The 12,074-nt window shown below is 44.2% G+C and carries 11 protein-coding genes; 2 read left to right on the top strand and 9 right to left on the bottom strand.

Going from position 1 to position 12,074, the window contains the following annotated elements:
• Window positions 1–16: 16 nt before the first annotated feature.
• From GGD38_RS12915 to GGD38_RS12905, 3 genes are all read right to left on the bottom strand, one after another.
• On the bottom strand, window positions 17–316 hold the full coding sequence (locus tag GGD38_RS12915; RefSeq protein WP_375300423.1) for an RNA recognition motif domain-containing protein: 300 nt from the start codon (window positions 314–316) through the stop codon (window positions 17–19).
• A gap of 212 nt (window positions 317–528) precedes the next feature.
• A complete protein-coding gene (locus GGD38_RS12910) occupies window positions 529–978 on the bottom strand; it encodes a carboxymuconolactone decarboxylase family protein (protein WP_375300424.1) in 450 nt (149 codons plus the stop codon).
• A 66-nt stretch (window positions 979–1,044) separates the two neighbouring features.
• A complete protein-coding gene (locus GGD38_RS12905; protein ID WP_375300425.1) occupies window positions 1,045–1,686 on the bottom strand; it encodes a Crp/Fnr family transcriptional regulator in 642 nt (213 codons plus the stop codon).
• 80 nt (window positions 1,687–1,766) lie between these two features.
• Between GGD38_RS12905 and GGD38_RS12900 the strand changes: the two genes are divergently transcribed.
• Window positions 1,767–3,257 (top strand): alpha-amylase, encoded by a 1,491-nt coding sequence (locus tag GGD38_RS12900; RefSeq protein ID WP_375300426.1) that lies wholly within the window; start codon window positions 1,767–1,769, stop codon window positions 3,255–3,257.
• Window positions 3,258–3,261: 4 nt separating this feature from the next.
• On the opposite strand, the gene GGD38_RS12895 is transcribed toward GGD38_RS12900, so the two are convergent.
• The 6 genes from GGD38_RS12895 to modA form a co-directional block, all read right to left on the bottom strand.
• Window positions 3,262–3,537: a SemiSWEET family sugar transporter gene (locus tag GGD38_RS12895; protein ID WP_375300427.1), complete on the bottom strand. Its 276-nt coding sequence runs from the start codon at window positions 3,535–3,537 to the stop codon at window positions 3,262–3,264.
• Between the two features lie 277 nt (window positions 3,538–3,814).
• Complete coding sequence (locus tag GGD38_RS12890; RefSeq protein ID WP_375300428.1) at window positions 3,815–4,177, bottom strand: hypothetical protein; 363 nt, start codon at window positions 4,175–4,177, stop codon at window positions 3,815–3,817.
• 32 nt (window positions 4,178–4,209) lie between these two features.
• The gene (gene bioA, locus GGD38_RS12885; RefSeq protein ID WP_375300429.1) at window positions 4,210–5,469 is read right to left on the bottom strand and encodes an adenosylmethionine--8-amino-7-oxononanoate transaminase; all 1,260 of its coding nucleotides are present in this window, start codon (window positions 5,467–5,469) and stop codon (window positions 4,210–4,212) included.
• A 265-nt stretch (window positions 5,470–5,734) separates the two neighbouring features.
• Window positions 5,735–6,562 (bottom strand): ABC transporter ATP-binding protein, encoded by an 828-nt coding sequence (locus GGD38_RS12880; RefSeq protein WP_375300430.1) that lies wholly within the window; start codon window positions 6,560–6,562, stop codon window positions 5,735–5,737.
• 22 nt (window positions 6,563–6,584) lie between these two features.
• Window positions 6,585–7,259: a molybdate ABC transporter permease subunit gene (modB, locus tag GGD38_RS12875; RefSeq protein ID WP_375300431.1), complete on the bottom strand. Its 675-nt coding sequence runs from the start codon at window positions 7,257–7,259 to the stop codon at window positions 6,585–6,587.
• Window positions 7,256–8,011: a molybdate ABC transporter substrate-binding protein gene (gene modA / locus GGD38_RS12870; RefSeq protein WP_375300432.1), complete on the bottom strand. Its 756-nt coding sequence runs from the start codon at window positions 8,009–8,011 to the stop codon at window positions 7,256–7,258. Before modA ends, modB begins: the two co-directional genes overlap by 4 nt.
• Before the next feature lie 168 nt (window positions 8,012–8,179).
• Between modA and GGD38_RS12865 the strand changes: the two genes are divergently transcribed.
• The gene (locus tag GGD38_RS12865) at window positions 8,180–11,854 is read left to right on the top strand and encodes a two-component regulator propeller domain-containing protein (RefSeq protein ID WP_375300433.1); all 3,675 of its coding nucleotides are present in this window, start codon (window positions 8,180–8,182) and stop codon (window positions 11,852–11,854) included.
• The last annotated feature ends 220 nt before the right edge of the window (window positions 11,855–12,074 follow it).

The raw sequence follows: 12,074 nt of genomic DNA, 5'->3' as shown, positions 1-12,074 counted from the left end.
CTTTAAAAAAGAGATATTACCAGCGACGGCTCGAATTATCTTTGAAAGGATTCTTAGGGTTTGTGTATCCGCTTTCCTTTGGTTTTGCAACAGTAACCGAAATGGTACGGCCTTCAATAGTTCCGCCGTTTAACTCTGAGATGGCTTTGTTGCCAGCCTGGTCGTCGGGCATTTCCACAAAACCAAATCCTCTTGACCGGCCTGTGGTCCTGTCTGTAATGATTTTAGCAGATGATACTTCTCCATATTGCGCAAAGATCGTTGTGAGGTCTTCGTTCTGAAAATTGAAGCCGAGGTTTGAAACGTAAATGTTCATTGAAATAATTAAGAATATTAAAAATCATTTGAGAGGCAAAAAGTAAGAGACTAAAAGAGGAAGTAGATTCCTGAAGAAGAGTGATACAAGTGCGAAGCTCAAATTATCTGGATGAAGATACGCTTTTTACCGGTAACAAATCACAACAATATCACAAAGTGGAAGAGTTTTGCAAAAAGACGGTCCTGACAAACGCCAGAACCGCCAATTATTTATAAAGCCACCGTTTTTGTAGAGATTCCAATTCGGTTAAGGAAATTGATATGACTGATGCAAACGAATATATCGGCTATCTCTTTGTCACTGAAATGAGTTTTCAGCTTTTCGAAGGTTGCATCTTTAACGCCCTCTACAGATATATGGGTCATTTCTTCGGCCACTTTAAGCGCGCTCTTTTCCTTGTCGGTGAACAAAGGGCTTTCTTCCCAGGCAGATAAGACAAATAACCTGCGCTGCGATTCGCCCAGTTTCAACGCATCCTGGGTATGGTAATCGATACAATAAACACATTTGTTGATCTGTGAAACCCTCACCTTTATAAGCTCCAGTAAATTCCTGGGCACAGTGGAACCAATAAGGCGTTTGTCAATGGCTACTATATGGTCCCAGTAAAGAGGTTCTTCTTTCCACACGTCTAAGCGGTGTTTTTCTACTTTTAACATAATTGAACATTTTTGATTTACAGGAACAAAGTTCCATTTCAATTATGCCCTTTTGCTTAAACTGGTTTAAGAAACGTATTTCTTACGGATCTCGCTTAAATATTCGGGCGTAAAACCCAGGAAGGAGGCCAGCAGGTATTGTGGTACGCGCTGGATAAATTCAGGGAAGTTCGTACTGAACTCGCGGTAGAGCTCTTCCTTCGAAAATTCGTATAATTTCCTGAGCCTGATCTGTGAGGCGGCATAGGCCTTTTGAAAAACAAGATGGAAGTAGGCGTTCAGTTCAGGTACTTTTTCCAGTAGCTCGCGTTGGCGTTCTGTTGTAATGCTCAATACGGTTGTAGTTTCTACTGCCCGTATGGAGAACTGGGCGCTGGCGTTTTGCGGAAAGGCCATAAAGTCGGAGATCCACCAGTTTTCAAGGGCAAAATCAATCGTTTGTTCAATGCCGTTCTGCCGCAGATAGTAGATATATACACATCCTTTTACAATAAAGAATTTTTCGTGGCAGCGTTCGCCTTCCTGTAACAGGAACTGCTTTTTCTTATAGGTCCTGGGTTCAAAGTAGGGTTCCAGCAAACCCAGTTGTTCAGGTTCAATGGAGCAGAACTTTTTAATATGTGTTATGAGCGGCTGTATCACCTGTTTATTATTTACACCTATTGGCAAAATTAATGGAACTGAGGCGTTGGGCAATATGTTCCCCAATTAACTGTAATTAAAATCAATAACCCTGGTTTGCCCTGGCCGCCATTTTGTGTATAAGCTTTAAAACAACCCCCATTCCCATGATCAATGGAACTATGTTTCAGTATTTTCACTGGTATATACCAGCTGACGGAAGTTTATGGAAACTGGTGGCAAACGATGCCGAACATTTAGCGCAATTAGGTATTAACTCTGTTTGGTTGCCTCCGGCTTATAAAGGCAAAGATGGCCCCAATGCCAGTGGCTACGATGTATATGATCTGTACGACCTGGGTGAGTTTGATCAGAAAGGATCGGTACGTACAAAATACGGCACAAAACAGGAGCTTCTCGATGCTATAAAGGCCCTTCACCAACAGGGTATTCAGGTATATGCCGATATTGTGCTGAACCATAAAGGCGGCGCCGATGAAGCTGAACGTATAACTGTTAAAAAAGTTGATGAAGAAGATCGTACAAAATTCATCAGCGAGCCATTCACTATAGACGCATTTACCAAATTCACTTTTCCGGGGCGAAAGGGCAAGTACTCCAACTTTATTTGGGACCATAATTGTTTTACCGGTGTTGATTATGCCCACGATCTGAATGAAACCGCTATTTACTCCATTCAAAATGAATATGGCGAAGGCTGGGAAGAAGTAATAGATACCGAAAAAGGCAATTTCGACTACCTAATGTTTGCAGATATCGAGTTCCGTAACAAGTCGGTGCGGGAAGAACTAAAAAGATGGGGTGTTTGGTTCTTACAGGAAACCGGCGTTGATGGCGTTCGCATAGATGCTGTAAAACATATAACCCCCGATTATTTTGTTGAATGGCTCGATCATTTGCGCACTGTTAAACCCAACCTGTTTGCCGTTGGAGAATATTGGGCGCCGGGCGAATTACACTTATTGCTCCGTTATATTGAGCGAACCGGCGGACGGATGTCGCTTTTTGATTCTTCGCTGCACCATGCATTTTATTATGCTTCGCTTGCCGGTAAAGATTATGATCTTACAACAATTTTGAATGATAGTCTGGTGGTTGCAAAACCCGAACTGGCAGTGACCGTAGTTGATAACCACGATACCCAGCCGCTTCAGGCCTTGGAAGCTCCGGTAGAGAACTGGTTCAAACCACATGCGTATGCCATTATATTATTGAGAGAAGGCGGTTACCCCTGTGTGTTTTACCCCGATCTGTATGGCGCTCATTACGTTGATAAGGGAAAAGATGGCAACGATCATGAGATCTTTCTCGATAAATGCGCCCACCTGGAACAGCTACTGGAAGCGCGGCGCCGCTTTGCCTATGGTGAGCAACGCGATTACTTCGATCACCCCAATTGCATTGGCTGGACGCGCGCCGGCGCCGATGATATTGAAGGATCGGCCTGCGCTGTATTGTTGTCGAATAGTGAAGACGGACATAAAAAAATGGAAATAGGTAAACAACACAGCGGTAAAACCTTTATCGATCATTTGGGAAAACATACGGCAGAGGTGGTGATCGATGAAGAAGGGTGGGGCGAATTCTTCGTTCCGGCAGGCTCTGTTTCCGTATGGGTGCAAAAGACCGATAAGTAGCAGGTTACTTATTTGCTTCTTTCTTTTTATACTTCAATGAAAAGATAAGTATTAGAACATTTGTGACAAACGAAAAACAGTTGGTGGCAATAATGGGAATATCTTTTTTCTCAACTCCATACCAAACCCAGCCGCCAAGGCCAATCAATAAAACGACAAACATGCCGAGTGAAATACCTTCGGCTTTTTTCTCTTTTATTATTTTTACCAGTTGTGGCACCAGGGACGATGAAGTTAAAATTCCTGATGCTATTCCTATGATTTGCGTATAGTTGCTCAAGTTTATAATAGTGTCTGAAAAATTGTATGCCAGTATGGTTGTTACGAGTTGACGAGGGAGTTGATAAGTTGATACGGTTGATAGAGTTGATAAAGGTAATACTGGCGCGGCAATAGGACCAGAAGCTTAGCCGGAAAATCACATTGGCGCAAGCCTGGGAAAAAAGCAGATGGCGAGCACAGCGAGGCCTGATGCAACTGAATAACTGAATAACCCAATAACCGCAACTTAGAACCAGGAAGTAACAACTAAAAACCTGTGAACTAAGAACTGTGAACTATAAACTTTTACTCCTGCTAATCTTCTCCTGCACGGTTTTTTTTCGCTTTATCCAGCGCACCATAGGTTCGGGCATGTAGTGCGGGTTACCTTTTTTATCAACCAGTCCGGCCGAACGGTTGATCTTTTCACTCAGGCGTTTGATGGCGGCTTTTGATTTGGCAACGGCCAGTATTTCATCGGTCTGCTTTTTAAAGTGATCGGCAAAAGTCTTTAGTGCTTTGTTAATAAGGATTAATTCCTTTTTATATTCTTTGTGTTTGCGGTAATAGACCATCAGCCGGTCATAATAGAATGGGTCAATGGAGCCGGACTTTGCCTGCTGCTCATAAAAGGCAATATTTTCGGTGAGTTGTGCCATTAAAGGCGTCATTGCAAAAACTGCACCGGTACTTAGCGCATTTGCTGGCACCATTTACGCATAACATCAATAATAGCAACCACTTCCTGTTCTTCGGTAATATAAGGCGGCATCAGGTACAGGATGTTCCCTATAGGCCGTAACCATACGCCCTCGGTTTTGGCAAAGGTATTGAAACCGGCCAACATGGAAACTTCCTTAAATTCAAGGGCGCCAATAGCACCAATGGTCCTTTTGTGAACGATACCAGGGAAATTAAGGGTTGCAAATTCCCGGCGAATGATGGCTTCAATACGGGCGATCTTTTCAAGGTAGTTTTCTTCTTCAATCAATCTTATGCTTTCGAGCGCTACCGCACAGGCCAGTGCATTGGCCATAAATGTGGGCCCGTGCATAAGGGCTTTATCACGATCATCGCCTAAAAAGCTATTATATACTTCTGTAGAAGCTAATGTGGCGGCATGGCCCAGGTACCCGCCGGTGAGGCCCTTGCCCAGCACCATAATATCCGGACTAACCCCCGCATGTTCCGCTGCAAATAGTTTACCGGTGCGGCCAAAACCGGTGGCCACCTCATCGAAAATAAGTAAGACCCGGTATTTAGAACATAATTCCCGGGCTGCTTTAAGATAGCGTGGAGAATAGATGTGGAACCCGCCGGCGCATTGAACAATGGGTTCTACAATAAAGGCAGCTATTTCCTTGTGATGCGCTGCCAGCAGGTCTTCCAGTTGTTTTACCGCAGGTTGTATTGTCGCTTCTGTGGCTTCAAAACCACCGGCCGGAATATCGAGAAAGAAACCACGATGCAATACGCTTGAAAAGGCTTTGCTGAAGTCGGAGTCGTCACTGATCTCCATGGCCTTAAAGGTATCGCCATGATAACCGTTTCGTAGCGAAACGATCTTCGTTTTACCGGTTATACCCAGGTTTGTGAAGTATTGAATGGCCATTTTAAGCGCCACCTCAACACCTATGGAACCGCTATCGGAAAAGAATACATGATTGAGCCCTTCAGGGGTAATACGTACAAGCGTTGCTGCCAGGTCAAGCGCGGGTTGATGAGTAAGCCCGCCCAACATTACATGGGCAAATTGTTGCAATTGTTGTGTAAGCGCTGCATTCAATGCGGGATGGTTATAGCCATGTATAACGGCCCACCATGATGAAATGCCATCAATTAATTGAGCGCCGTCTTCCAACTGCATCATCACGCCATTCGCCTTTACCATTTTTGGCAAATGTTTTACGTGCTTCATTTGGGCGTATGGGTACCATAGTGTAGAGTTCATAATGATTGCGAAGGTAAGGAATGGATTAGTTAACGAGTTAACAAGTTGACGAGTTGACAAGTTGACGAGTTGACAGGTTGACTAAGGAATGCTCGCTTCGCGAGCAGGTGAATCGCCGAAAACGCGAGTCACGAAATTCAGAAATCTTTTCACGTTTGCCGTTTCACGTTTCACGATAGCGAGTTACAAAATTTCGCGAGTTATTGCCGATTCACGATTGCCGATTGCCGATTCAGGCAACTCGTGGTTTTTCATTATCACATTATCACATTATCTCATTAGCCTTTATCTTCACCTTGTCATTTACATTGAATTTACCGCCGATATTGATATGCAACAGCCGGTTATCGATCAACACAACCGCATTGCCATTGTCATCAATTGAAACAATATTGCCGGTTAATGTACCGGTATCGTTGCCGTTGCGGAAGAAATCAGCGGGCGTGGTTTGCCGGGTAAACCTGCCTTGTTCAAGCTGTATAACCACGTCGCTCAGTTTAATGATCTCATCGGTATTATGGCTTACCAAAATAGTGGTCAATGCATAACGTTTGTGTATCTCTCTTAAGGTGTCCTGCAACTGCGCCCGCATAACGCTATCGATAGCCGATAAAGGTTCATCCAATAATAAAATGGCAGGCTTTTTAGCAATGGCCCTTGCCAGCGCCACGCGTTGCTGCTGACCGCCTGAAAGCGCCTGTATTTTTCTGGCCGCCAGGTTGGTCAACCCGGTTACATCAAGCAATTCATCTACAATGTTCGTAGGTTCGTTTTTACCAAGTGCAAACAACAGGTTCTCCCGCACATTCATATTGGGAAATAAGGCATAGTCCTGGAATACGAAGCCAATCCTTCTTTGCTGGGGTTCCAAATAGTTTTTAAGCAAACCGTTATACCATTCGGTATGATCTACTTTAATATACCCGTTATCGGGTTTCATAAACCCCGCAAGCATACGTAGTATGGAAGTTTTGCCCGCGCCCGATGCGCCATACAGGCTCACGAATTGCCCGCGCTCAATTTTGGCGGTTACGTGTAACTGCATTTCACCTTCTGCGGTATGTAAATTTTTCTGTAATGAGAATTCAATCATAACCTTTCCTCATGTTATGGGGTCAGTAAAACCTGGCCTGTTGCATTTTCCGGTTAAATGAATACAGCAATAATAAGATCGCAAATGACAGCGCCAACAGAATGCCGGCATATATATTAGCACTGTGATAATGGAGCGCATCTACTTCATCATAGATGGCAATAGACGCTGTACGGGTTTTGTTGGGAACATTACCGCCTATCATCAGTACCACACCAAACTCGCCAACGGTATGGGCAAACGTCAATACAATGCCGGTGAGCAGGGATGGTTTTATATTCGGCAGCAGCACTTTTGAAAGCGTTTGCCATTTGGTTTTTCCCAAGGAATACGAAGCCTCTTTTAAACTGGGCGACAGGGAAGAAAGCCCCGATTGAATGGGATGCACCATAAACGGAAAACTATAGATCACCGACGCGATCAATAAACCCGAAAATGAAAATACCAGCCTGATATTGAACCATTGCTCCAGCCAATGACCAAACCAGTTGGCCGGACTGAACGCCAGCAGCAAATAAAAACCTATGACTGTGGGCGGTAACACAAGCGGCATGCTCACTATGGTTTGAACCACCACTTTAAAAACGCCTTTATCGCCGGTTAACCAGTTAGCCAGCGGCACAGCTATAATAAATAAAATAAGCGTTGTGCTCAACGCCAGTTTTAATGTAAGCCATAAAGGTGCTAACTCTATCATTTTACAATATATCCGAATTTGTTGTAAATAGTTTTTGCTTTTGCTGAATAAAGAAAAGTATAAAACTTTTTGGCTGCGGCTTCGTTGTTTTGTTTTGCATGTTTTAATAAGGCGGCCGACTGCTCAATGGGCGGATAGTCCTGGGCGTTTAACTCTACCCATTTGCCCTTGCCCTGTGTTTCTTTGGAGATCACAATAGACTTGGCCGTAAAACCTATATCGGCATTTTGTGTAACAATGAACTGGCTGGTTTGCGATATGCTTTCACCCGTTACCAGTTTGGGTGAAACCTTATCGTACAACCCATATTTTTTAAGAATAGCTTCGGCTGCGTGGCCATAGGGCGCTGTTTTAGGATTAGCTATGGCTATATTCTTAATATTTGAGCCCAGCAACAACTTTAGGTCCTTTGTGGGTTGTATGTTTGGCCTGGCGCTCCACAATACAAGCAGGCCCTGCGCATATACTTTAGGCGCTTCAAGTGTAAGTTTATTTTCGGCCAGTTTTTGAGGAAACTCTTTGTCGGCCGAAATAAAGATATCGAACGGTGCGCCGTTTTGTATCTGTTGCGTAAGTTTTCCCGATGCACCCAGTACCACTTCGATCTTTGTTTTGTCGGTTTTGTTATATTCCGTTATCAGTTCCTGTATGGTATATTGCATATTGGCCGCAACGGCAACGGTAATTTTGGGTTGCGCCCATAATGAGAGTGTTTGAATGGCCAGTAAAAGGGCAAGAAGTATCTTATTCATCTCCTGCTTTCAATTTAATGATGAACAAATCTACACTTTTTGTGCAAGTTCGTTGTATTCTACCAGAAATAACGAATTTGTATTATGCCTGTTGGTGTTTTTTTAATGCCCCTAATTGAATATGCCGTATTTTACAACCCGTTACGGTTGTCTTGTATGCGCCCCACCATGAAAATACATTTGTTGCTGTTTTGCCTGATGTTCCTGGCAGTTCAATTGCGTGCCCAAAAGCTGAGTTTCGAATATCTTACGGTAAAGGAAGGGCTTCCTCAAAATACAATAAGAAGTATCATTAAAGATAAGTATGGTTTTATGTGGTTCGGCACCTGGAACGGGCTTTGCCGCTACGATGGCTATACCTTCAAAGTGTACCGCACCGTTCCCGGCGATACAACTTCTATTGCCAATACCCGAATACATCACATATATAAAGATATCGCAGGCACCCTGTGGATCACTTCGTTTGCCAACAACGTTAGCAGGTATAATTACGAAACCGACAATTTTACCCGGTTCAAAGCAGACAAACTGCCCAAACCCATTCGCGATTCAACCAACCGCATAAATAGTTTACGGGCATTGGAACGGGCGGCGGGTTTACTTCAGCAGCATTTGGGACCCTATCATCTTTCAGAAACAAAAGAACATTTTGTATTTGAAACAACGCCCAATAGCAACGGCGGCATAAACGACAATAACGCAAATTGTGTTTACCAGGATGATCACGGCATTTTGTGGCTGGGTACTGCTACCGGCGGGGTGAATAAAGCCGATCTGAAGGCAAAGCCCTTCAATATTTTTACCATCAATGCAAAAAATAAAACATCGGTAAATACACCGGTACGCGCTATTTGTGTTGATGCAAACAGCATTTGGATAGGTACGCAGGACGACGGTGTATTATTTATAGATCGTAAAACAAATAAAGAGAAATGGTTTCGCGATGAACTGGCCGGCACCAGCGTTAGGACCCTCTTCAAAGACAGCCATGGCTATATTTGGATAGGCGACCGGTTGGGGCTCGACAGGTACGACACCCACACGCAGAAAATGATAAGGTGTTTTAGTGAGAACACCGGCGGCGCCTTACATTCAGCCCGTTTTTATGGTATCACCGAAGATCCGGTTGACCATTCAGTATGGTTTGGTACATATGATAAACTGCTTCGCTATGATCCCGTTAAAAATACGTTCGAAGGCAGGTCGTTAGGTACGTACTATTCAAAATCAGGTGCAGGTTGTTTGTTCTTCGATTCAAAAAATAACCTGTGGGTAGGTACCGATTATTCGGGGCTTATTCAGGTAAAACGTGATCCCATAACCCATGCGTTTACCGATACTGTAAGTTATAATGAGGCAACGCCTGATCCCATTCCTACCGATGACCGCGTGTATACAGTTACAGAAGATGAATTTGGAAATATTTGGGCCGGTTCGGCCAATGGGTTATATAAAATAGATCCGGTTAAAAAGCAGGTAAAAGTATTTACAAAACAGGATGGGTTAAGCGATCAGTACATCGTCAAATTGATTCCCGATAAAAAGGGCAACCTGTGGATCTCACACACAAATGGATTATCAAGGCTTACGATAAAAACCGGTGATATACGCAATTATGCGGTAAAAGAGAGTTTTCATGGTTATGAATTTATAGAAAGTTCCGGTTGTATTGATACCGCTACAGGTGAAATGTATTTCGGTGGTATGGATGGTTATGTTTCATTTCCGCCCGGGGATATCGCCAATAACGCCTACCCGCCGGTGGTAAGGTTAACTGCTTTACAGGTGCTTAATAAACCAGTTGCCATAGGCCAGAAAATAAACGATCATGTTATATTGTCAACGGCCATCAACCTTGCCAAACAGATAACGTTAACACATGCCGACCGAAGTTTTTCTATTGAATTTGCGGCGTTACATTTTTCGAACCCCGAAAAGAACCAGTATGCTTACCGGCTCGAAGGGCTTGATAAGGATTGGTTATTTGTTGATGCTTCGCGCCGGGTTGCCAGTTATTCAAACCTGCCCGCTGGTAAATATACTTTTCAGGTAAAGGCCTCCAACAGCGATGGCTTGTGGAACCAAACCCCAACAACACTCGAAATTATTGTGCTGCCGCCCTGGTGGCATACAGGCTGGGCCTACCTGGTATATATATTATTGGTATTACTGGCTGCGTATATTGTAGTTCGTATCATTCGCGCCCGCCATCAATACAGTCAACAGATACTGGCCGAACGGTTAAAGGCGGAAAAAGCACAGGAACTCGATCAAATGAAATCGAGGTTCTTTACCAATGTATCGCATGAATTTCGTACACCGCTTACGCTCATCATCGATCCATTGGAGTCGCTGCTGGCCGAAAAAATACCGGCTGGTAATGAAAGAGAATATTATGGCATAATGCACCGCAACGCCCGCCGCCTGCTTGCACTCATAAACCAGTTCCTCGATTTCAGAAAGCTGGAATCGGGCAGTTTACACCTGCATGCAAGCCGGCAGAATATGGTAGCGTTTGTACGTAATATTATGAGTGCTTTTGAATTTCAGGCCCGGCAGCGGAATATTCAATTTCGGCTTGAAGCGAACCGGGAAGAAATACAATTTGGGTTTGATGCCGATGTGGTGGGTAAGATCTTATACAACCTGATAGCCAATGCATTTAAATTCACCAGCGAAGGTGGTCGTATAACTGTTGCCATTATGGCGGCTGCCGAAAACCGCGAACAATTAATGCTCACCGTTTCTGATAATGGTATTGGTATCCCCGCTGAGCTTACTGCCCGCATATTTGAACCTTTTTACCAGGTAGAAAACAGTGAACGCATGCAAACCGGTGGTACCGGAGTAGGGTTGTCGCTCACCAAAGAACTGGTAACGCTGCATAAAGGTGCTATTACTGTAACCAGCCAACCTGGTAAAGAAACCAGGTTTACCGTTACACTTGGTAATTTGGAAGAAAACGCCGAATGGCAACCGGAAATACAACAACCGGCAAAAGCGACATTCGCTGACAATTACGCAGGTGCGGCGCATGTAACGGAAGAACCGGCGGCAACAACCGGATCGGCTGTTGTGCTGATCGTTGAAGATAATGATGATGTAAGGAACTACCTGCGCATGAACCTTAGCGCCACTTATAATATTATAGAAGCAATCAATGGGGTAGAGGGTTTGGAAAAAGCCCGGGAAGTTGTTCCTGATCTTATCATTAGTGATATTATGATGCCGGGTATGAACGGTCTGGAACTTTGCAAAAAACTAAAGACCGATGAAAAGACCAGCCATATTCCGGTAGTACTGTTAACCGCCCGGCAAAGCGACCAGTCGCAGGTGGAGGGGTACGAAACCGGGGCCGATGCATACATTACCAAGCCATTTAGTTCAACTTTGTTATTGGTTCGCATAAAGAACCTGCTTGAGTCGCGCCGCAAACTCAGGGAATTATATAACGCATCAACCGGGTTCAATACGCAGTTAATTGCCACTAATTCGGCCGACAAGGCTTTTTTAGATAAGGCCACTCATCTTATTGAAGAGAATATGAGCGACAAAGAGGTGAATGTGGAATGGCTGGCCAGTCAGTTATTGTTAAGCCGCACCCAGCTTTACCGCAAAATAAAAGCGCTCACCGATCAGTCGGTACATGAATTTGTGACCACCATAAGGCTAAACAAAGCCGCTCAATTGTTGCTGGAGGGCCGGCATACCGTAGGCGAAATTGCCTTTATGGTGGGTTATGCCGATAGTACCAGCTTTAGCCGCATGTTCCAAAAGCAGTTTAAGCAAACGCCCAAGAAGTTTAGCCAGCAGGGCGGGGTTGAGGGCGGGTCCCCTTCTTAAAGGGGGCTCGCCCTTGTTATAGGGTGAGCCGCTCTGAAAGAGCGACCCACCCTTAAGGGTTGATAATTAACCACTTTTAAATTTGTTCCATCCTCAAATGTATCAAAAAGCCGGTTTTTTGGTACGATCTGCCTATTGATGCCTTTCAATTCCCGATACTTTTAAGAACGAAAAGCAGCTGTAAGCAATTCGTGAATCGGCAATCGGCAATGGTCCCCGA

The sequence above is a fragment of the Niastella sp. OAS944 genome (assembly GCA_024809215.1).
In the GTDB taxonomy this organism is placed as follows: domain Bacteria; phylum Bacteroidota; class Bacteroidia; order Chitinophagales; family Chitinophagaceae; genus Niastella.
Note: the sequence above shows the minus strand (reverse complement) of the source record. Positions and strands in the feature narration are given on the sequence as shown.